This window comes from Streptomyces desertarenae (assembly GCF_042681365.1).
GTDB classification, from domain to species: Bacteria; Actinomycetota; Actinomycetes; order Streptomycetales; family Streptomycetaceae; genus Streptomyces; species Streptomyces desertarenae.
Genome location: NZ_JBHUFU010000010.1, coordinates 175091 through 195754 on the forward strand (window position 1 = coordinate 175091; position 20664 = coordinate 195754).

Annotated in this window: 19 protein-coding genes and 1 tRNA gene; 9 read left to right on the forward strand and 11 right to left on the reverse strand. The window is 75.6% G+C overall.

Going from position 1 to position 20664, the window contains the following annotated elements:
* Positions 1-67 precede the first annotated feature (67 nt).
* From glpK to ACFSJS_RS18155, 3 genes are all read left to right on the forward strand, one after another.
* Positions 68-1585 (forward strand): glycerol kinase GlpK, encoded by a 1518-nt coding sequence (gene glpK, locus ACFSJS_RS18145; RefSeq protein WP_380901597.1) that lies wholly within the window; start codon positions 68-70, stop codon positions 1583-1585.
* Between the two features lie 4 nt (positions 1586-1589).
* Complete coding sequence (locus tag ACFSJS_RS18150; RefSeq protein ID WP_380901599.1) at positions 1590-3212, forward strand: glycerol-3-phosphate dehydrogenase/oxidase; 1623 nt, start codon at positions 1590-1592, stop codon at positions 3210-3212.
* 174 nt (positions 3213-3386) lie between these two features.
* Entirely contained in the window at positions 3387-3902 is a 516-nt protein-coding gene (locus tag ACFSJS_RS18155) for a DinB family protein (protein WP_380901601.1), read from the forward strand.
* Positions 3903-3934: 32 nt separating this feature from the next.
* Here ACFSJS_RS18155 and ACFSJS_RS18160 read toward each other — a convergent pair whose 3' ends face one another.
* Positions 3935-4933, reverse strand: coding sequence for an aldo/keto reductase (locus ACFSJS_RS18160; protein ID WP_380901603.1), 999 nt, complete (start codon positions 4931-4933; stop codon positions 3935-3937).
* Positions 4934-5241: 308 nt separating this feature from the next.
* On the opposite strand from ACFSJS_RS18160, the gene ACFSJS_RS18165 reads away from it, so the two are divergent.
* On the forward strand, positions 5242-6300 hold the full coding sequence (locus ACFSJS_RS18165) for a PAC2 family protein (RefSeq protein ID WP_380901605.1): 1059 nt from the start codon (positions 5242-5244) through the stop codon (positions 6298-6300).
* A gap of 142 nt (positions 6301-6442) precedes the next feature.
* Here ACFSJS_RS18165 and mshC read toward each other — a convergent pair whose 3' ends face one another.
* The 4 genes from mshC to ACFSJS_RS18185 all read right to left on the reverse strand — a co-directional run bounded on the left by mshC (position 6443) and on the right by ACFSJS_RS18185 (position 10084).
* Positions 6443-7672 carry a cysteine--1-D-myo-inosityl 2-amino-2-deoxy-alpha-D-glucopyranoside ligase gene (gene mshC / locus ACFSJS_RS18170; RefSeq protein ID WP_380901607.1) on the reverse strand — a complete coding sequence of 410 codons (1230 nt, stop codon included), beginning with the start codon at positions 7670-7672 and terminating at the stop codon, positions 6443-6445.
* A 70-nt stretch (positions 7673-7742) separates the two neighbouring features.
* Positions 7743-8666 (reverse strand): SCO1664 family protein, encoded by a 924-nt coding sequence (locus ACFSJS_RS18175; protein ID WP_380901609.1) that lies wholly within the window; start codon positions 8664-8666, stop codon positions 7743-7745.
* On the reverse strand, positions 8630-9220 hold the full coding sequence (locus ACFSJS_RS18180; protein WP_380901611.1) for a DUF3090 domain-containing protein: 591 nt from the start codon (positions 9218-9220) through the stop codon (positions 8630-8632). The genes ACFSJS_RS18175 and ACFSJS_RS18180 overlap by 37 nt, the downstream gene beginning before the upstream one ends.
* Positions 9221-9379: 159 nt before the next feature.
* Entirely contained in the window at positions 9380-10084 is a 705-nt protein-coding gene (locus ACFSJS_RS18185) for a histidine phosphatase family protein (RefSeq protein WP_380901613.1), read from the reverse strand.
* Between the two features lie 103 nt (positions 10085-10187).
* Between ACFSJS_RS18185 and ACFSJS_RS18190 the strand changes: the two genes are divergently transcribed.
* Positions 10188-11171, forward strand: coding sequence for a magnesium and cobalt transport protein CorA (locus ACFSJS_RS18190; protein WP_380901801.1), 984 nt, complete (start codon positions 10188-10190; stop codon positions 11169-11171).
* Here the strand turns inward: ACFSJS_RS18190 and ACFSJS_RS18195 are convergent.
* Positions 11149-12027 (reverse strand): ferritin-like domain-containing protein, encoded by an 879-nt coding sequence (locus ACFSJS_RS18195; protein WP_380901615.1) that lies wholly within the window; start codon positions 12025-12027, stop codon positions 11149-11151. The two genes, ACFSJS_RS18190 and ACFSJS_RS18195, sit on opposite strands and share 23 nt — an antisense overlap.
* A 243-nt stretch (positions 12028-12270) precedes the next feature.
* Positions 12271-13320, reverse strand: coding sequence for an LLM class F420-dependent oxidoreductase (locus ACFSJS_RS18200; RefSeq protein ID WP_380901617.1), 1050 nt, complete (start codon positions 13318-13320; stop codon positions 12271-12273).
* 75 nt (positions 13321-13395) lie between these two features.
* Here ACFSJS_RS18200 and ACFSJS_RS18205 point away from each other — a divergent pair, with 75 nt between their 5' ends.
* Positions 13396-14379 (forward strand): aldo/keto reductase, encoded by a 984-nt coding sequence (locus ACFSJS_RS18205; RefSeq protein WP_380901619.1) that lies wholly within the window; start codon positions 13396-13398, stop codon positions 14377-14379.
* A 122-nt stretch (positions 14380-14501) separates the two neighbouring features.
* On the forward strand, positions 14502-16448 hold the full coding sequence (locus ACFSJS_RS18210; protein WP_380901803.1) for a helix-hairpin-helix domain-containing protein: 1947 nt from the start codon (positions 14502-14504) through the stop codon (positions 16446-16448).
* Positions 16449-16601: 153 nt separating this feature from the next.
* Here the strand turns inward: ACFSJS_RS18210 and ACFSJS_RS18215 are convergent, their stop codons facing one another.
* Positions 16602-17282: a hypothetical protein gene (locus ACFSJS_RS18215; RefSeq protein ID WP_380901621.1), complete on the reverse strand. Its 681-nt coding sequence runs from the start codon at positions 17280-17282 to the stop codon at positions 16602-16604.
* Between the two features lie 47 nt (positions 17283-17329).
* Between ACFSJS_RS18215 and ACFSJS_RS18220 the strand changes: the two genes are divergently transcribed.
* Positions 17330-17518, forward strand: coding sequence for a DUF5703 family protein (locus ACFSJS_RS18220; RefSeq protein ID WP_380901623.1), 189 nt, complete (start codon positions 17330-17332; stop codon positions 17516-17518).
* A gap of 98 nt (positions 17519-17616) precedes the next feature.
* Here ACFSJS_RS18220 and ACFSJS_RS18225 read toward each other — a convergent pair whose 3' ends face one another.
* The 3 genes from ACFSJS_RS18225 to ACFSJS_RS18235 all read right to left on the reverse strand — a co-directional run bounded on the left by ACFSJS_RS18225 (position 17617) and on the right by ACFSJS_RS18235 (position 20460).
* Positions 17617-18528, reverse strand: coding sequence for a chaplin (locus tag ACFSJS_RS18225; RefSeq protein ID WP_380901625.1), 912 nt, complete (start codon positions 18526-18528; stop codon positions 17617-17619).
* A gap of 166 nt (positions 18529-18694) precedes the next feature.
* Positions 18695-18928 carry a chaplin gene (locus tag ACFSJS_RS18230; RefSeq protein WP_380901627.1) on the reverse strand — a complete coding sequence of 78 codons (234 nt, stop codon included), beginning with the start codon at positions 18926-18928 and terminating at the stop codon, positions 18695-18697.
* A 161-nt stretch (positions 18929-19089) separates the two neighbouring features.
* Positions 19090-20460: a M20/M25/M40 family metallo-hydrolase gene (locus ACFSJS_RS18235; RefSeq protein WP_380901629.1), complete on the reverse strand. Its 1371-nt coding sequence runs from the start codon at positions 20458-20460 to the stop codon at positions 19090-19092.
* Between the two features lie 102 nt (positions 20461-20562).
* Between ACFSJS_RS18235 and ACFSJS_RS18240 the strand changes: the two genes are divergently transcribed.
* A tRNA-Leu gene (locus ACFSJS_RS18240) sits at positions 20563-20647 on the forward strand.
* The last annotated feature ends 17 nt before the right edge of the window (positions 20648-20664 follow it).

The following is a 20664-nucleotide window of genomic DNA, read 5'->3' on the forward strand; positions in this document are numbered from 1 at the left end:
GAGGAGGCACCGCCCGGCCCCCCGCCCCTGCCCGTGCAACCCCGCCCACCCCTTGGAGCACCCCGACATGAGCGACACCCGCCGCGAGTTCATCGCCGCCATCGACCAGGGCACCACCTCCAGCCGCTGCATCGTCTTCGACCGGGACGGCCGCATCGTCTCCGTCGGCCAGAAGGAGCACCGGCAGATCTTCCCCGAACCGGGCTGGGTCGAGCACGACGCCGCCGAGATCTGGGCCAACGTCCAGGAGGTCGTCTCCGAGGCCCTGCGCAAGGCCGAGATCACCCGTGAGGACGTGCGGGCCCTGGGCATCACCAACCAGCGCGAGACGACGCTGCTGTGGGACAGGACCACCGGCGAGCCGGTCCACAACGCCATCGTCTGGCAGGACACCCGCACCGACGCCCTCTGCAAGGAACTGGCGCGCAACGTCGGCCAGGACCGCTTCCGCCGCGAGACCGGCCTGCCGCTGGCCTCCTACTTCGCCGGCCCGAAGATCCGCTGGCTGCTCGACAACGTCGAGGGCCTGCGCGAGCGCGCCGAGGCCGGCGAGATCCTCTTCGGCACCATGGACTCCTGGGTCGTCTGGAACCTCACCGGCGGCCCCGACGGCGGCGTGCACGTCACCGACGTCACCAACGCCTCCCGGACGCTGCTGATGAACCTGCGCACCCTGGACTGGGACCGGCGCATCTGCGACTCCATGGGCGTGCCCGCCGCGATGCTGCCCGAGATCCGGTCCTCCGCCGAGGTCTACGGCGAGGCCCGGGGCGAGCTGGCGGGCGTGCCGGTGGCGTCCGCCCTCGGCGACCAGCAGGCCGCGCTCTTCGGCCAGACCTGCTTCGCGCCGGGCGAGGCCAAGTCGACCTACGGCACCGGAACCTTCCTGCTGCTCAACACCGGAACCGAGGCCGTCAACTCCTACAACGGGCTGCTGACCACCGTCGGTTACCGCATCGGTGGCCAGGACCCGGTGTACGCGCTGGAGGGCTCGATCGCCGTCACCGGCTCGCTGGTGCAGTGGATGCGCGACCAGATGGGCCTGATCAACAGCGCCGCCGAGATCGAGACGCTGGCCAGCTCGGTCGAGGACAACGGCGGCGCCTACTTCGTCCCCGCCTTCTCGGGGCTGTTCGCCCCCTACTGGCGCTCCGACGCCCGGGGCGTCATCGCGGGCCTGACCCGGTACGTCACCAAGGCCCACCTCGCCCGCGCGGTGCTGGAGGCCACCGCCTGGCAGACCCGCGAGATCGTCGACGCGATGGAGAAGGACTCCGGCGTCGAGCTGACCGCCCTGAAGGTGGACGGCGGCATGACCAGCAACAACCTGCTGATGCAGTACATCTCGGACGTCCTGGACGCTCCGGTGGTGCGGCCGATGGTCGCCGAGACCACCTGCCTGGGAGCCGCCTACGCCGCCGGCCTGGCCGTCGGCTTCTGGCCCGACACCGACGCCCTGCGCGCCAACTGGCGCCGGGCCGCGGAGTGGACCCCCCGGATGGAACAGGACGTGCGGGAACGCGAGTACAAGAACTGGCTCAAGGCCGTGGAGCGGACCATGGGCTGGATCGAAGAGGAGAAGTGACCCCATGAGCAGCACCATGCGAGGCGTTCCCACCCTCGGGGCGCGTCCGGCGGCGGGCATCGTCCCCAGCCGCGCCGAGACCAGGGAGGTGCTGGCCGGCGCCGTCTTCGACCTGCTGGTCGTCGGCGGCGGCATCCTGGGCACCTCCGTCGCCTGGCACGCCGCGCAGTCGGGACTGAGGGTGGCGATGGTGGACGCCGGCGACTTCGCCGGGGCCACCTCCTCGGCCTCCTCCAAGCTCGTCCACGGCGGCCTGCGCTACCTGCAGACCGGCGCGGTGAAGCTGGTGGCCGAGAACCACCACGAACGGCGGGTGCTGGCCAAGGACGTGGCACCGCACCTGGTCAACCCGCTCACCTTCTACCTGCCGGTCTACAAGGGCGGGCCGCACGGCGCGGCCAAGCTGGGCGCCGGCGTCTTCGCCTACTCCGCCCTGTCCGCCTTCGGCGACGGGGTGGGGCGGCTGATCTCCCCGTCGCGGGCCGCGGCCGACAACCCGGCGCTGCGCACCGAGAACCTCAAGGCCGTCGCGGTCTACGGCGACCACCAGATGAACGACTCCCGGGTCGCGGTGATGACCGTCCGCGCCGCCGTGGAGTCGGGCGCCGTGGTGCTCAACCACGCCGAGGTCACGGGGCTGCGCTTCACCGGCGGCCGGGTCACCGGCGCCGAGCTGAGGGACCGCCTGGACGGCACCGAGTTCGGCGTCGACGCCCGGCTGGTGCTCAACGCCACCGGCCCGTGGGTGGACCACCTGCGGCGGATGGAGCACGCGGGCGCGGCCCCCAGCATCCGGCTCTCCAAGGGAGCCCACCTGGTGCTGAAGCGGACGGCGCCGTGGCGGGCCGCGATGGCCACGCCCGTCGACAAGTACCGCATCACCTTCGCCCTCCCCTGGGAGGACCACCTGCTGCTGGGCACCACCGACGAGGAGTACGAGGGGGACCCGGCCGAGGTGTCGGCCACCGACGCCGACGTCCGGCAGATCCTGGACGAGGCGGCGTTCTCCGTCCGGGACGAGCAGCTCTCCCCCGACCTGGTGACGTACGCCTTCGCGGGCCTGCGGGTGCTGCCCGGCGGCCCCGGGGGCGTGGAGTCGGCCCGGCGGGAGACGGTCGTCACCGAGGGGCGCGGCGGGATGCTCTCGGTCGCGGGCGGCAAGTGGACCACCTACCGGCACATCGGCCGCACGGTGCTGCGGAAGCTGGCGGCGCTGCCCGGCAGCGTGCGCGGCGGGTTCGCCGAAGACGCCGTGCCGGTCTCCCGGCTGGTGCGGCGGGTGCCGCTGCCCGGCGTGGCCAATCCGGACGCCGTCGCCCACCGGCTGCTGGCGGACCGCGAACCGGGCACCCGGCTCGACCCGCTGACCGCCCGGCACCTGGCCACCCACTACGGCGCGCTGGCCTTCGACATCGCCCGCCTGGTGCACGAGGACCCGTCGCTGGGCGAGCGCGTCCACCCCGACGCCCCGGAGATCTGGGCGCAGGTGGTCTACGCCCGGGACCACGAGTGGGCCGCCACCGCGGACGACGTGCTGCGCCGCCGCACCACGCTCACCGTGCGGGGCCTGGACACCGGGGAGGTCCGCGGGAAGGTCGAGCGGCTGCTGGCGGAGCGCCGGGGCTGACCCCGCCCGGCGGGGGCCCGCGGACGCGTCCGCGGGCCCCCGCATCCGGCGCCGCGGCTCCTGCCGGCGGCCGCCGCCCCGCATCCGGCGGCGGCCACCGGTAAGAGCCGCTACACCGTCGGGTGAAGGAGGTCTCGCTGGTGCCGGCGGCCCCGGCCGCGGGATGCTCGGGACATGATCACACCCGACACCAAGAACTGGACCTGGGTGCTGGAGCGCCCCTGTCCCGAGTGCGGCCTCGACACCCGTCCCGTCCGGGGCGGTGACGTGCCGGCGCTGCTGCGCGAGAACGCCGCGGCCTGGCTCCCGGTGCTGGAGCGCCCCGGCGTGCGCGAGCGCCCCGCGCCGGACGTGTGGTCCCCGCTGGAGTACGCCTGCCACGTCCGGGACGTCTTCCGGATCTTCGACGAGCGGTTGCGGCTGATGCTCACCGAGGACGATCCCGCCTTCCCCGACTGGGACCAGGACGCCACCGCCGTCGCCGAGCGCTACGGCGAGCAGGACCCGCGCCGGGTCGCCGGGGAGTTGTCGGAGGCGGGCGAGGCGCTGGCGGCCCGGCTCGCCGCAGTGGCGGGGGAGCAGTGGGAGCGCACCGGCACCCGCAGCGACGGCTCCCGCTTCACGGTGGAGTCCCTCGCCCGCTACATGATCCACGACCCCGTCCACCACCTCCACGACGTGCACGGGTGAGCCCCCGGGCCGGTGGCCGGGGGCCGGCCCGCTCAGCCCACCGGCAGCGGGATCCCCTCCGCCAGCAGGCCGCGCTCGACCAGCGCGTGCCACAGCTCCTCCGGGACCTCGCGGGCGAACATCCGCGCGTTGTCCCGCACCTCCGCCGCGCTGGAGCACCCGACGACCACCGAGGCCACCGCCGGGTGGCCGAAGGGGAAGCGCAGCGCGGCCGCCCGGAGCGGCACGCCGAACTCCCCGCACACCTCCTGGATGCGCCGCGCCCGCTCCACCAGTTCCGGCGGCGCCTCGCGGTAGTCGAAGTGGGCGCCGGGGCGGGGGTCGGCGAGCAGCCCGGAGTTGTAGACCCCGCCGACGACGACCGAGGTGCCGCGCCGCTCGCAGACGGGCAGCAGGTCGGCGGCGGCGCGGTGGTCCAGCAGCGTCCAGCGGCCCGCGCACAGCACCACGTCGACGTCGAGGTCGGCGGTGAGGCGGGCGAGGTGGTCGCTGTGGTTCATGCCGAAGCCGATCGCCCGCACCAGCCCCTCGGCGCGCAGCTCGGCCAGCGCGGGGAAGCCGGTCTCGTACACCTCGCGGACGTGGTTCTCCACGTCGTGCAGCAGCACGATCTCCACCCGGTCGGTGCCCAGCCGCTCCAGGGACGCCTCGACGGTGGCCCGGATGCCGTCGCGGCTCAGGTCCCACACGCGGACGCGCGGCGGGGTGTCGACGAAGCCCTCGCCGTCGGGCGGGGCCTCGCCCTCGCCCAGCGGGCGCAGCCGCCGTCCGGCCTTGGTGGAGAGCGTGTACGAGGCGCGGTCGCGTCCGGCCAGGGCCCGGCCGAGGCGCTCCTCGGACAGGCCCACGCCGTAGTGCGGTGCGGTGTCCAGGTAGCTCCAGCCCTCCTCCAGGGCCGCCTCGACGACCGCGCGGGCCTGCTCCCCGTCCACGGGGCGGCGGAAGTTGCCGATGGGCGCGCAGCCCAGGCCCAGCGGCGGCAGCCGCACCCCGGTGCGGCCGATCTCCCGCGTTCCGGTGTGTCCGGTCATCCTCGTGCCCTCCTGCGGTGGTCCCCGGCAGTGCCCGGCGGCTCCAGGCGATCCTCCGACGGCCGTGCCGCCCGCCGCAATACACCGGTTCAGTGCTGGTCCGGCGGCCCTCCGGAAACCGCCGGACGTCTCGGGGCACCCGCGCCCTTATCCGGACGCATCCGCGTCCCCCTCGTCCCGAAAAGCCTCCCGGGAGGAATGCGGGGGCTGCGGCGCGGGCACGGTCACGCCGTAGGCTGGGCCCGCACGGTAGAGGAACGTCAGCCGGTACGGAGCAGGTGCTCCGGTCGGCCGGAAGGAGGCACTGGGTGATCGAGCTCGAGGGGGTTCCCGAGCTGGTTGACCCGGTCATGGTGGCCGCGTTCGAAGGCTGGAACGACGCCGGTGACGCCGCCTCCGCCGCGGTCGCCCACCTGGAGCGGGAGTGGAAGGGCGAGGTCTTCGCGGCGCTGGATGCCGAGGACTACTACGACTTCCAGGTCAACCGCCCCCAGGTGTGGCTGGAGGACGGTGTGCGCAAGATCACCTGGCCGACGACCCGGCTGTCGGTGGTGCGGATCGGCGACGCCGACGGCCGGGGCCGCGCCCGCGACCTGGTGCTGGTGCGCGGCATCGAGCCGAGCATGCGCTGGCGGTCGTTCTGCAACGAGATCCTGGGCTTCGCCCACGAACTCGGCGTGGAGATGGTCGTCGTGCTCGGCGCGCTGCTCGGCGACACGCCGCACACCCGGCCGGTGCCGGTCACCGGCACGACCTCGGACCCGGACCTGGCCCGCACGATGGACCTGGAGGAGTCCCGCTACGAGGGCCCCACCGGCATCGTCGGCGTCCTGCAGGAGGCGTGCGCGCACGCGGGGGTGCCGGCCGTGAGCCTGTGGGCCGCGGTGCCGCACTACGTCTCGCAGCCGCCCAACCCCAAGGCGACGCTCGCCCTGCTCAACCGGCTGGAGGACCTGCTGGACGTGCGGATCCCGATGGGCGAGCTGCCGGAGGACGCGCGGGCCTGGCAGCTGGGCGTGGACCAGCTCGCCGCCGAGGACAGCGAGGTCGCCGAGTACGTGCAGTCGCTGGAGGAGGCCCGCGACACCGCGGAGCTGCCGGAGGCGTCGGGCGAGGCGATCGCCAAGGAGTTCGAGCGCTACCTGCGGCGGCGGGACGGCCAGCCCGGCGCCCACGGGCACGCCGGGGGCGGGGCGACGGCGTCCGAGGGCGGCTCGTACCTGCGCGACCCCTCCGGGGGGCTGGGGCGCACGCCGAAGGCGCCCGGCGAGGGCGCCGGGGAGTCCGGGCCCCCCGGGGGGCGCGGCGAGGACGACGAGGCGTCCGACGACGAGGGGGACGGCGGTTCCCCGGGGAAGGACGGCTGACCGCCGGCGCAGGGTGCCGCGGGGCCGGCGGGGGCGTGCGGCGCTCACCGCCGGCCCCGAGCGCGTCCGTCCCGCCGCCCGGCGGGCGGCGGCGGCGGGGACGGGGGCGGTGCCGTCCGTCCGCTCCGCCGGGGTCCGTCCGTCAGAGTGCGACGCCCAGCAGGGCGTCCACGGCCCGCGACACCAGGCCGGGCGCCCCGGTGTCCGTGCCGCCGCCGGTGCGCTGGTGCTCGGCCCAGCGGTCGACGGCGGCCAGCGCGGCGGGGGCGTCCAGGTCGTCGGCGAGGGCTTCGCGGATCTCCTCCACCAGCTCGTCGGCCGGAGGGCCGTCGGGGCGGGAGACGGCGGCACGCCAGCGGTCCAGGCGCGCGACCGCCTCGTCCAGGACGGCGTCCGTCCACTCCCAGTCGGAGCGGTAGTGGTGGGCCAGCAGCGCCAGGCGGATCGCGGCCGGGTCCGTCCCGTCGCCGCGCAGTCTGCTGACGAAGACCAGGTTCCCCCGGGACTTCGACATCTTCTCGCCGCCCAGGGCGACCATCCCGGCGTGCACGTACGCCTTGGCCATCGGGTACTCGCCCGTGAGGGCCTGGGCGTGCGAGGCACCCATCTCGTGGTGGGGGAAGGCCAGGTCGGAACCGCCCCCCTGGACGTCGAAGCCCATGCCCAGGTGCTCCAGGGCGATCGCGACGCACTCGATGTGCCAGCCGGGGCGGCCGCGGCCGAGCGATCCGCCGTCCCAGGCCGGCTCGCCCTCGCGGGCGGCCATCCACAGCATCGGGTCCAGCGGGTTCTTCTTGCCGGGCCGGTCGGGGTCGCCGCCGCGCTCCGCCGACAGGTGCCGCATCGTGTCGGCGTCCAGCCGGGAGACCGAGCCGAAGCGGGGGTCGGCGGAGACGGAGAAGTAGACGTCGCCGTCGAGTTCGTAGGTGGCGCCGGCCTCGCGCAGCCGCTCGATGATCGGGACGATCCGCGGTATGGCCTCGACGGCGCCGACGTAGTGCCGCGGCGGGAGCATCCGCAGGGCGGTCATGTCCTCGCGGAAGAGGGCGGTCTCGCGCTCGGCGAGGGCCGTCCAGTCCTCACCGGTGGCGGCGGCCCGCTCCAGCAGCGGGTCGTCGACGTCGGTGACGTTCTGCACGTAGTGAACCTGCCGCTTGGTGTCGAGCCACACGCGCTGCACGAGGTCGAAGGCGTTGTAGGTCGCCGCGTGCCCGATGTGGGTGGCGTCGTAGGGCGTGATGCCGCAGACGTAGAGGCGGGCGACGGGGCCGGGGGCGAGGGTCACCCGTCCGCCGGTCGCGGTGTCGTGGAGGCTGAGGTCGCGGCCCTGACCTGGCAGGGCGGGCACCTCGGAAGCGGGCCAGGCATGCATGGTCACGAGCGTAACCGGCGATTGGTGGAGCCCACGAGTGGGATCCGAGCCACCGCCGGTCGCGCCCCGGTCACATCGGCGGCCAGGGGACGGCCGGCCAGTCGCCGCCGGGCAGCGGGTGGCGCCCGGTCTCCAGGAGCCCGCGGACCCGCCCGCGCAGGGCGTCCAGCTCCGCGGGGCTGATCAGCTCGCCCATCCGGATTGCCAGGGGGCCGCCGTCCAGGGCCGCCGACAGCCTCCGCAGCGGCTCCAGGACCTCGGCGGGCAGCGGTTCGCCGGCCCAGCCCCACAGCAGCGTGCGCAGCTTGTCGTCGGTGTGGAAGGTCACACCGTGGTCGATGCCGTACAGGCGTCCGTCGGCGGTGGCCAGCAGGTGGCCGCCCTTGCGGTCGGCGTTGTTGATCACCGCGTCGAGGACGGCGAGGCGGCGCAGCCGCGCGTCGTCGGCGTGCACCAGCAGGGCGGTGCGCCCCTCCCCCACGTCGACGAGGCCGACCGGCTTCCACCCCTCCCCGGGGTCTCCGTCCTCCACCAGGGCCAGGAGCCCGCCGCCCGGTTCGCGGGGCTCCTCCCCGCCTTGCCCCTCCGCTCCGCCGGGCCCGTCGGGCCGGGGCCCGATCCACAGCTGGCACATGCCCTCGCCGTACGGGCCGTCACGCAGCACGGTCGGCGGCACCAGGTGCCAGCCCAGCGCCTCGGAGATCTCGTACGCCGCCACCTCGCGCCGCGCCAGGGTGCCGTCGGGGAAGTCCCACAGCGGCCGCTCCCCGCGCACCGGCTTGTACACGCAGGGCACTTCGCGCCCGCCGTCCCCGACCGTGCAGTACAGCACCGCGTTGGACGCCTCGCGGAGCCGTCCGCGCACCGTCAGCCCGCCCCCGGCCAGCAGGGCGGCCTCCGGTGGGGCCGGCGGCCGCGGCGGCTGCGAGGGGTCCGTCGCCCCGGTCCCGGCGCGTGTCACGGCTGTCGGCGGTATCCGTTCTGGCGCGGGCACACGTGTCCTTCCGGGTCGAGCGGCAGGCTGCACAGCGGGCACGGCGGCCGGCCGGCCCGGACGACCTCCAGGGCGCGCTTGGCGAAGGCCCTGGCCATGGCCCCGCTGATCCGCACCCGCAGCATCGGGGGGCCGTTCTCGTCGTCTCTCAGCAGCATCTCCTCGGCCTCGGCGAGCTCCTCGTCGGATTCGGCCTCCAGCGCCACCAGGGCCTGCGCCTCGACGACCACGCACTCGTCCTCGCCGTCCCAGGCCAGCGCCATGGTGCCGACCCGGAACTCCTCCTCCACCGGGGTCTCCAGCGGCGCGTTGTCGGCCGTCTCGGCGGGGGCGACGGCCGGCACCGGCGCGCTCCCCCCCGTGCGCCGCACGACCTCGTCGAGGAGTTCGTCGATGCGCTCGGCCAACGCCTCGACCTGCGCCTTCTCCAGGGCGACGCTGGTGGTGCGGCCGGCCCCGGACGCCTGGAGGTAGAACGTCCGGCGGCCAGGCAGCCCGACCGTGCCGGCCACGAAGCGTTCCGGAGGGTCGTAGAGGAACACCTGACGGGACACGTCCTGCTCCATCGGCTCGACTGCTGGGTCACTGGCACCCTACTGCGCCCGGCGATCACCGTGCCGTCCGCCGGGCCCGTACGCGGTACCCGGGCGCGAAGCCCGCGGATCCGCCGGCCGCCCGCGGACGCCCCGGACGCCCGCGGACGCCCGCGGACGCTAAGCCCCGCCCCCGACGGCCGCGTTGCCCCCGTCGCCGGCCGCCTGCCCTCCCGCGGCTCCGTCCGGCTCGCGGGGCGCCAGGGAGGCGAGGTCGCCGGTGTCGCCCAGGCGCAGCAGGAAGGGGCGCACGGGGGTGTAGCGGATGGCGGTGACGGAGCAGGGCTCGACGTGGATGCGCTGGAAGAGGTCGAGGTGCAGGCCGAGGGCGTCGGCCACCAGGGACTTGATGATGTCGCCGTGGGAGCACATCAGGTAGGCGGCGTCGGCGCCGTGCTCCCGCTCGATCCGCTCGTTCCACTCCCGTACGGCCTCCACCGCGCGCGCCTGCATGCCGCGCATCGTCTCCCCGCCGGGGAAGGCGACGGAGGAGGGGTGCTGCTGGACGGCCGCCATCAGGGGCTCGTCGTTCAGCTCGGCGAGCTTGCGGCCGGTCCAGTCCCCGTAGTCGCACTCCCCGATGCGCTCCTCGGTGTGCAGCGGCAGCTCCGGCCGGGCCCGCGACAGCGGCTCCAGGGTCTGGCGGCAGCGTTCCAGCGGGCTGTGGACGGCGGCGGCCAGCGGCAGCGCGGCCAGGCGTCCGGGGAGCGCGGCGGCCTGGGCGGCGCCCAGGTCGTCCAGGCGGACGCCGGGGGTGCGGCCGGCGAGCAATCCCGAGGTGTTGGCGGTGGACCGGCCGTGCCGGACGAGGAGCAGCGTGGGCATGGCTGCCAGCGTAGGCGAGACCGCGGGCGGCCCGGCGGGCGGGAGTTTCCCGGAGCGGGCGGCGCCCGTACCGGTCCGCGGCCGGCGCGGGCAGAATGGCGAGGTGATAGTCGACTGCGCGGTCTACCGGGACGGCCGGCGGGCCGAGGAGCCGGCCGGCCTCGCCGAGGCGCTCCGCACGGCCCGCGGCTTCGGCGGCTCCTTCCTGTGGATCGGGCTGCACGAGCCCACCGGCGAGGAACTCGCCCGTCTCTCCCAGGAGTTCGGACTGCACCCGCTGGCGGTGGAGGACGTGCTCTCGGCGCGTCAGCGCCCCAAGCTGGAGCTCTACCGGGACTCGCTGTTCCTGGTGCTCAAACCGGTGGCCTACGACTCGCCCCCGGGGCGGGTGCGCACCGGGGAGCTGATGCTGCTCGTCGGCGACTCCTTCGTGATCTCCGTGCGGCACGGCGACGTCAACCCGCTGGACGGGGTGCGCGAACGGCTGGAGCACCGGCCCGAGCTGCTCCGGCACGGGCCGGCCGCGGTGATGTACGCGGTGAGCGACGCGGTCGTCGACCAGTACCTGGAGGTGGCGGCCCGGCTCCAGGCCGATCTGGGGGAGCTGGAGGAGGCGGTCTTCACACCGGACGGCCGGGCCGGGGGCGACACCGCGGGCCGCGTCTACGCCTTCAAGCGGCAGGTGCTGCGGTTCCGCCGGGCCACCGGGCCGCTGACCGACCCGGTGGAGCGGCTGGCCGGCACCCGGATGCCGTTCGTGCCCGAGGGCTCCCGCCCGTTCTTCCGGGACGTCGCCGACCACCTGACCCGCGCCGGCGACCAGGTCGAGGCGCTGGACCGGCTGCTGTCGGACATCCTCTCCGCCTACCTGGCGCAGGTGGGCGTCCAGCAGAACGACGACATGCGCAAGATCTCGGCGTGGGCGGCCATGGCGGCCGTCCCCACCATGATCGCCGGGGTCTACGGCATGAACTTCGCCCACATGCCCGAACTGCACCATCCGCTGGGGTACCCGGCGGTGCTGGCGCTGACGGCGGCCGCGAGCCTGGGCCTGTACCGGTTCTTCAGGCGCCGCGGCTGGCTGTAGCGGTCCCGGCGGCCTCCCCGGGCGGACCGCCGGGGGCACCGGGGGCGCCGGCTCCGGCGGGCGCGCCGCTCCCGCCGGGCTCCCGCGGCGCGGCGGGGCGGGCGGTGGGGCCGGGCGGCAGGGGCGGCAGGAAGGGCGCCGCACGGTGCCGGCCGGCCGCCCGCTCGTACGCGTACGCCGCCTGGACCCGCGCCTCCAGCGCCACCGACCGGGCCGTGCTCCAGCCCAGCAGCCGGCCCGCGCGGGCCAGCACGGCCAGGGAGACGTCCCGGTGGACGGCGGCCTCCGCCAGCGTGTTCTCCCGCACCACCAGCCGGACGGCGGCGCCGTGCCCGGCCCGCGCGAAGCGCAGCAGCCCCTCACGGCAGTGGGCGAGGCGGTCCCGGGCGGCCGCGGCGGCCTCCAGGACCGCGCCGGCGGCCTGCGGCCACTCGGTGAGCCGGGCGGCGGCGCCCTCCAGCCGGGCCGCCGCCCGTGCGGCGGTGACGTACCCGTGGGCGAGGTGGGCGAGGACGTCCCGCTCGCTGACCGGTCCGCCGCGGTACGTCCTGACGTGCACCGGGCAGCTCCCCCGCCGCTCCAGGAGCCGGGCGTGGTCCGCCTCCGGGGGGACCTCCACCGCCTCCAGGCCGCGGGCCGCGGGCAGCGCGCCCAGCAGCCGGGCGTCCCGCTCCTGCCGGGCGCCGTGCCGGGCCATCGCGGGCGCCAGGTCGCGCAGCCCGTCGGGGACGAGCGCGGCGATCCGGCAGGTCTCGCGGCCCTCGCGGGCCAGTGCGGCGGCGGCCAGGGAGCACAGCAGCCGGAACGTCTCGCCGTCGCCGAGGACCTCCCCCGGCAGGTCCCTCGTCCAGAACATGGCCCGGTACCTCCATGGACGCGTCCGCAGAAGACGAGTCAAGCCGCGCGGACGGGCGTCGGCAACAGCTCACCGCGCCGCCTGCGCCGAACGGAGGTGCCCCGGGCGCCGGGCGTGACCTCCGGGGCCCGGGGGCGTTGTGCCGGGAGACGGCCGTGGCGGGGAGACCCCGAGCCCCCGCCACGGCCGTGGAGCGCCGCGGGCGGGCGGCCGCGCCGGCGTCCGGCCGCTCCGCGCGCGCCGTCAGGCGGTGCCGGAGCGCTCCAGGGCCTCCACGCCGGCGCGCAGCGCGGCGATCCGCTCCTCCAGGGTGAAGCCCGCCGGCGAGAGCGACAGGGTGGTCACCCCGGCCTCGGCGTAGGCCCGCATCCGGTCGGCGATCCGGTCGACCGGCCCGAGCAGCGCGGTGGAGTCGATGAGCTGCCGGGGCACGGCCGCCGCGGCGCCCTCCTTGTCGCCGGCCAGGTACCTGTCCTGGATCTCGGCGGCCTCCTTCTCGTACCCCATGCGCTGGGCGAGCCTGTTGTAGAAGTTCTGCTTGCGGCTGCCCATGCCGCCCACGTACAGCGCGGTGTAGGGGCGGAAGGCGTCGGCCAGGGCGTCGACGTCGTCGCCGACGGCCAGGGGCACGGTGGGCACCACGTCGAAGCCGTCGAGGGTCTTGCCCGCCTTCTCGCGCCCGGCGCGCAGCGCGCCGAGGGTGGTCTCCTCGGCGTGGTCGGGCGAGAAGAAGATCAGCAGGGCGCCGTCGGCGATCTCGCCGGTCTGCTCCAGGTTCTTCGGCCCGATGGCGGCGATGTACAGCGGGATGTGCTCGCGCACCGGGTGCACGGTCAGCTTCAGCGGCTTGCCGGGGCCGTCGGGCAGCGGCAGGGTCCAGTGCTCGCCGGTGTGGGTCAGGCGCTCGCGGGACATCGCCCTGCGGATGATCTCCACGTACTCGCGGGTGCGGGCGAGCGGCTTGTCGAACCGCACCCCGTACCAGCCCTCGGAGACCTGCGGGCCGGAGACGCCCAGCCCCAGCCGGAAGCGGCCGCCGGAGAGGGTGTCGAGGGTGGCGGCGGTCATGGCCGTCATGGCGGGGGTGCGGGCCGGGATCTGGAAGATGGCCGAGCCCACGTCGATCCGCTCGGTCTGGGCGGCGACCCAGGCGAGCACGGTGGCCGCGTCCGATCCGTAGGCCTCCGCCGCCCAGCAGACGGAGTAGCCGAGGCGGTCGGCTTCCTTGGCGACCGCGAGATTGTCCGCGTCCATCCCGGCTCCCCAGTAGCCGAGGTTGATCCCGAGCCGCATCCGCGCTCCCCTTACCGATCAGTAACGTGCCTGTCCCCGGGACTCTAGCGCGCACCGCAAGTACGCTCAACGCCCATGGAGCACAGGCACGTGGGCCACACCGGCCTCCGCGTATCCCGGATCGGGCTGGGGACCCTCACCTGGGCGCGGGACACCGGGGAGCGGGAGGCGGCCGGTCTGCTGAAGGCCTTCTGGGAGGCCGGCGGCACGCTGGTGGACACCGCGGACGTGTACGCCGACGGCGGGGCCGAGTACCTCCTGGGACGGCTGGTGGCGGACCTGGTGCCGCGCCGGGACCTGGTCATCGCCACCAAGGCCGGCGGCGTCGCCGACCCCGACCGGCCCTCCGACTGCTCGCGCGGCCACCTGCTGTCCGCGCTGGACGCCTCCCTGGAGCGGCTGGGCACCGACTACGTGGACCTGTGGCAGATCCACGCCTACGACCCCCGCACCCCGCTGGAGGAGACCCTCCAGGCCCTGGACACCGCGGTGAGCAGCGGCCGCGCCCGCTACGCGGGGGTGGCCGGCTTCTGCGGCTGGCAGCTGGCCAAGGCGGCCACCTGGCAGCTCGCCGCACCCGGAACGCGCACCCGGCTGGCCAGCACCCAGATGGAGTACTCCCTGCTCCAGCGCGGCGTGGAGCGGGAGGTGCTGCCGGCCGCCCTGGACCTGGGGATCGGGCTGCTGCCGTCCTCACCGCTGGGGCGGGGCGTGCTCACCGGCAAGTACCGGGGCGGCGCGCCCCCCGGGTCGCGCGGCGCCTCGGAGCACCTGGCGCCCTTCGTCGAGCCGTACCTGGACGAGGCGGCGGCGCGGATCGTGGACGCGGTGGCCATAGCGGCCGACGGGCTGGCCGTCACCCCGCTCCAGGTGGCGCTGGCCTGGGTCCGGGACCGGCCCGGCGTGGCCGCGCCGGTGGTCGGAGCACGCACGGCGCAGCAGCTCGGGGAGGCCCTGTCAGTGGAGAGCCTTACTCTTCCTGACGAGATCTGCCGGGCGCTGGACGACGTGTCGGCGCCCGTGCACCGCTACCCCGATCACGACTGGAGCACGCTGTGACCGCGTCCAGCGCCGACCACCCCGACCGCACGGACGGCACGGACCACGACGACCCGCGGCCGGCGGGCCGTCCGGGACGGGACGGCCCGCCGGCCGCCGCCCGGAACACGGCGGCCGAGCTGATGGCCGCCGTGCGGGCCGTGGAGAGCGGGGAGCGCTCCGCCGCCGAGTTCTTCGCCGAGCCCCGGCCCGCCCCGCGCACCCGGCGCCCCGCCGCCCCCCGTCCCGCACCCGCCCCCGGCGGGCCGGAGGCGGAGGGGCCGGTCGCCGTGCCGGAGGGGCTCGCCGGGCTGCTCGCCGAGGGCGGGGCGCCCGCCGCACTGGGCGCCCGGGCGGTCCGGGCCCTGGGCGAGGGGGCCGAGGAGGTCCTGCGCGCGGATCCGTGGCAGCTGCTGGCGGTCCCCGGCGTGCTGCCGGAGCAGGCGGACGGCTTCGCCCGCGCCCTGCTGGGGCCCGCGTGCGGCCCGGGGGACGAGCGGCGGACCGGGGCCCTGGCGGTCTGGCTGCTGGAGCGGGCCGCGCTGTCGGGGCACACCGTCCTGCCGCCCTCCGCCCTCGCCGAGGGCCTGGGCCGGTACGCCGTCCCCGATCCGGACGGCGCCGTGGGCTCGGCCGTCGACGAGGGAGCCGTCCTGGCCTTCGAGGACGACGCGGAGGAGGACGGCACCGGGTCCGCGGGCACGGCCGGCGGACCCGGGGAGCCGGAGGACGGCGGGGAGGACGGCGGGCGGCCCGTGCGGCTGCTGCTCGGCCTGGACCGGTACGCCCTCGCCGAGGAGGGCCTGGCCGAGGGGCTGGCCCGGCTGGGTTCCACCTTCGTCCCGCCCGGCGGGGAGGAGGCCGAGGGGTGGCGGAGGGCCGCGGCGGCCGCCCCCACCCCGTCGGCGGCCGAACTGGTCGGCGCGGCCGCCCGCAGCGGCCTGGTGGTGCACACCGGGGGCGAGGCCGCCCGCGCCGAGCCCGCGGCGCTGGTGGCCGCGGCCCGCTCGCTGGGCCTGCGGGCCTACGCCGCCGCCCACAGCGAGGACGGCCGGCGGCGGCTGGCGGAGCTGCTCGGCCCGCCGGACGGCGCCGCCGGGGACGGCGGGGACGCGGGGCCGGGGCCGGCCGCGCTGACCGTCGACGGCCTGCTGGCCGGGCGGGAGGGCCCCGGCCGGGACGAGGAGGGAGCGTACGCGCTGGACCTGCTCGTCGTGCTCGACGCCCCCCAGCTCGACGTCGAACGCGCCGCGGCCCTGGTGGAGTCGCTGCCGGACGGGGCCCGGCTGGTGCTCAGCGGCGATCCGCACCTGCTCGGCGCCGCCGGCCCCGGCCAGGTGCTGGCCGATCTGGTCGCCGCGCGCGTCTGCCCCCAGGTCGTCTCCCGCACCCCCGATCCGGGGCCGGTCGGCGAACTGGTGTCGGGCATCGGCGCCGGCGAGCTGAACCGGGTGGAGGCGCCCGGCAGGGAGGTCGTGATCGTCCCCGTGCGCGACGCCGGGGAGGCGGTGCACCGCACCGTGCAGCTCGTCTGCGACTCGGTGCCGAGGGCGATCGGGGTGCCCGCCGAGCAGACCCAGGTGATCACTCCCGGCCACGGTGGCGCCGCGGGGACGCGGGTGCTCAACGCCGCGCTCAAGGAGCGGCTCAACCCCGGTCCGGGCCGGTTCGGCGGCTTCGATCCGGGCGACCGGGTCGTCCACTCCCCGGGCCCCGGCCGCACGGCGCCGGGCACGGTGGTCTCCGGCGACGCGGAGGGGCTGCGGCTGGAGTGCGCCGGGCGCACCGTCACCGTCCCGCGCGAGCGGGTGGCGGACACCGTGCGGCACGGCTGGGCGATCACCGCCCACCAGGCCGTGGGCATGCGCTGGCCGGCGGCCGTGGTGGTGCTGCCGGGGGACGCGGCCCAGCTCCTGGACCGGGCCTGGGTGTACACGGCGTTCAGCCGGGGCGAGCGCCATCTGTCCGTGGTCCACGGGGTGGATCAGGCGCTGCCGCAGGCGGTGGCCCAGGGGCCGGCCCGGCAGCGCACGACCCGCCTGCGCACGCTGCTGCGCGCACAGGCGGCCGCGGAGCGGTCGGCGGGCTGACGGAGCGGCCGGCGGGCTGACGGAGCGGCCGGCGGGCTGACGGAGCGGCCCGGCCCCTCTCTCCGCCCGGCCCGGGGAGGCCGGACGGGAAGGGGCCGGGCCGGTCGCCCGCCGCCCCCGCGCGTCCGTCCCCGTCCGCGTCGGCCCCGGCCCCTAGTCGCCCTTGCCGTAGAAGCCGTCCTCCTCGTCGTCGAAGACGGTGCTGACGTCGAAGCGGCAGACGACCCGCTCGGGGTCGGCCGCCTCGAAGGGCGAGGCCAGCCACTCCCCCGGTTCGGCGGGCTCCTCGCCCGCCATCACCCACAGCGTGGAGTCGCCCTCCTCCAGCCCGAACTCCTCGTGCCGGGTGGCGATCTCGTCGGGCTCGTACTCGCCGAAGAGCACGCTGAGGGCGGCGTGCACGCCGCTTCCGGCGAAGGGCCCCTCCAGTGCCGCCTCGTCGGCGTCCGCCGAGTCCGGGTCGAGGGCGGTGACGCGCTGGGCCTGGGCCATCAGCCGCTGCGGCTCGACGACGGCGTAGTCGCGGCGGATGAGGACGCTGAGGGAGCCGGGTTCCTCCGGCCCGGCGTAGGGGGGCATGCCCTCGCCCCCCGGGATCTCGAAGGGGGTGACCTCGTCGTAGACCTCGTACAACAGCTCGTCGTACGCCTCTCCCGCCGCGGCGAGCTCGTCGAACGCGGCATGGACGGCGGCCTCGGCCCGGGCGGCGCCGGCGGCGTCGTCCCCCTCGGCGGACCGTCGTTCGACGGCTTCGAGGTGACGGTCCAGCGCGTTCTTCAGGGCTTCGGCGGCGGCTCGTACCTCGGCAGCACCGGGCTGCGCAGCATCAGACATAGAGCAGACGCTATCCGTACCGGGCCCCTGCCCGCACAATAGATGTGATGCCGGAATACGAATTTCGCGATGTCTACGTCCCGCGCGGGGTGTCCCGCCGGGCCGCCACGCGTCTGCTGACCGACCACGCCGAGTACGGACACTGGGAACTGGACCGCCTGAGGCTCAACTCCGACGGCAGCCGCCAGGTGCGGCTGCGCCGGCGGATCATCCGCCAACTGCACGCCACCTGGTGATGTGCGACACGGCGCGGAGCGGGCCCGCCCCGTGGTGATCGGGGGCGGACCCGCTCCTTGCCGTGCCCTGCCGCCGGGAGACCCCGTGGCAGGACGGTTCAGCGGCGCACGAGCCGCGCCCGTGCACGCCGGTAGAGCAGGGCGCCGCCGAGCATGACGCCGGCGCCGACCGGCAGGACGGCGCCCAGGACCGAGTCGCCGGTCTTGGCCAGCTCGCCGCCGAGCACCTCGGGAGCAGGCTTTCCGGCCTCGTGCCCGGGGGCCTCGGGGCGGGGCTTGTCCTGGTCCTTCGGCTGCTCGGGCTTGCCGGGCTTGTTCGGCTCCTCCGGCCGCTCGGGCTTGCCGGGCTTGTTCGGCTCCTCCGGCTCGCCGGGCTCGTTCGGCTCCTCCGGCTCGCCCGGCTTCTCGGGGGCGGGCCCGGAGTCGTTGGTGCAGGAGTTGCCCATGGCCGGGTTGAGGGCGCCGACCACGCCCACGGTGTTGCCGCAGGCGTTCACCGGCACGTGCACCGGAACCTGGACGGTGTTGCCCGACAGCACGCCCGGCGAGCCCTTGGAGCCGCCCTCGGCCCTGGCACCGCCGTCGGCCGGCCGGTGGGTGTCCGGGGACCGGTGGCCGCCGCGGTGGCCGCCCTCGTGCCCCTGGTCGTGGCCGCCCTGGTCGTGGCCGTCCCAGTCCCGGCCGTCCTGGTCGTGGCCGCCCTGGTGGCCGCCCTGGTCGTGGCCACCCCAGTCCTGACCGCCGTGGTCGTGGCCGCCCGGGTGGGAACCCTCGTTGGCGCAGCGGTTGCCGAAGGCGGGGTTGAGACCGCCGCCGACCGTCGCGGTGTTGCCGCAGGCGTTCACCGGCACGTGCGCGGGAGCCTGGACGGTGTTGCCCGACAGCACGCCCGGCGAACCGACGGCCGCGCCCTGGGCACCGGCGTCGGCATGGGCTTGGCCGCTCGAGATGGCCAGCACTCCGCCGGCCGCGGCGATGGTGATCAGGCCCTTCCTGGTGACCTGTCGCATGTGTACTTCCCCTTGCCCTTACTGTGCGGGTGCCTTGCGTTCTACGGTTGCGACGCGGGCGGAGGGCACTCCTCGATCTCCCACCCGCCGAAGCGGCGGCCCCGGAGCGCACGGGGTGCGCTCCGGGGCCGCCGCGCGCCGGGCACTCAGACGCCCGGCCGCAACGTCACTTGTTGACGCAGTAGTTGCCGAAGGCGGGGTTCAGCAGCCCGATCACGCTGACCGTGTTGCCGCACGCGTTCACCGGGATGTGGATCGGCACCTGAACGACGTTGCCGGAGACCACACCGGGGGAGCCGACGGCGGCGCCCGCCGCGCCGGAGTCGGCGGCGGCGACACCCGCGCCCGCGAGCACCAGGCCGCCGGTGGCGGCCGCAACAGCGACAACCTTCTTGATCATTGTTCCTCCTAGTTGGCAATGCGATCCCAGCCGCGGACCGCACTCCCTGTAACGACAGGGGAGGAACCGAGCTACGGCCGCCGGCGGCTTTCACCCGTCCTGGTGACAGACGCACACAAGGGCGAATAACGGGGCCGGGCGCCGGCGTCCGGCCCCGGGCCTCAGCACCGGTCGAGGAAGCGGTCCAGCACCCGCACGCCGAACCTCAGGCCCTCCACCGGCACCCGCTCGTCCACGCCGTGGAACATCCCGGCGAAGTCCAGCTCCGGCGGCAGCTTCAGCGGGGCGAAGCCGAAGCAGCGGATGCCCAGGTCGTCGAAGGACTTCGCGTCCGTGCCCCCGGAGAGCATGTAGGGGACGGCGCGGGCGATCGGGTCCTCGGCCCGCAGCGCGGTCTGCATGGCGTCCACCAGCGCGCCGTCGAAGGTGGTCTCCACCGCCTTGTCGGCGTGCACGTCCTCGCGCCGCACCCGCGGCCCCAGGATCCGGTCCAGGTCGGCCAGGAACTCCTCCTCGTGGCCCGGCAGGAAGCGCCCGTCGACGTGGGCGGTGGCCTGGCCGGGGACGACGTTGACCTTGTAGCCCGAGCCGAGCATCGTCGGGTTGGCGGTGTTGCGCAGGGTCGCCCCGACGAGCTTGGCGATGCCGCCCAGCTTCTCCAGGGTCTCGTCCATGTTCTCGGGGTCCAGCTCGACGCCGAGGGCGTCGGAGAGCTCGTCGAGGAAGGAGCGGACGGTCTTGGTGACCCGCACGGGGAACCGGTGCCGGCCCAGCCGCCCCACGGCCTCGCACAGCTCGGTGATCGCGTTGTCGGTGTTGGTCATCGAGCCGTGCCCGGCGGTCCCCTCCACCGTCAGGCGCATCCAGTGCATGCCCTTCTCGGCGGTCTCCACCAGGTACAGCCGCAGCTTCTCGTTGACGGTGAAGGAGAAGCCCCCGACCTCGCCGATCGCCTCGGTCACGCCCTCGAACAGCTCCGGGCGCCGCTCCACCAGGTGGCGGGCCCCGTAGGTGCCGCCGGCCTCCTCGTCCGCGAGGAAGGCCAGCACGACGTCGCGCGGGGGCCTGCGGCCGGTGCGCAGCCGGTCGCGGACGACCGCCAGCGTCATCGCGTCCATGTCCTTCATGTCGACCGCCCCGCGGCCCCACACGCAGCCGTCGGCGATCTCGCCGGAGAACGGGTGGTGGGTCCAGTCGTCCGCGTTCGCCGGGACGACGTCGGTGTGGCCGTGGATGAGGAGGGCGGGCCGGGAGGGGTCCTCCCCCTCGATCCGGGCGACGGTCGAGGCCCGGCCCGGGTGGGACTCGATGATCTCCGGTTCCAGCCCCACCTCCGCGAGCTTCTCCGCCACGTACTCGGCCGCGGCCCGCTCGCCCGGCCCCGAGTGGTCTCCGTAGTTGCTGGTGTCGATCCGGATGAGGTCGCGGCACAGGTCCACGACCTCGTCCTCGCCCCTGACGGTGTCCGCCGCGGTCGTGGCCGCGTTCGGCTCGCTCACACTGCCTCCTCCTGTTGCGGGATCCGGACCCATCCTCCCGCCTGCGGCCGCCGCCGCACAGGACCGGGGCGGGGGTGATCGCCCGGACCCGGCGCAGTGCTATGGTTTACACGTCGCTGTCGGCGGCGTTCACCTGTCCGGGTGGCGGAATGGCAGACGCGCTAGCTTGAGGTGCTAGTGCCCTTTATCGGGCGTGGGGGTTCAAGTCCCCCTCCGGACACGGCAGTAGGGGAGCCC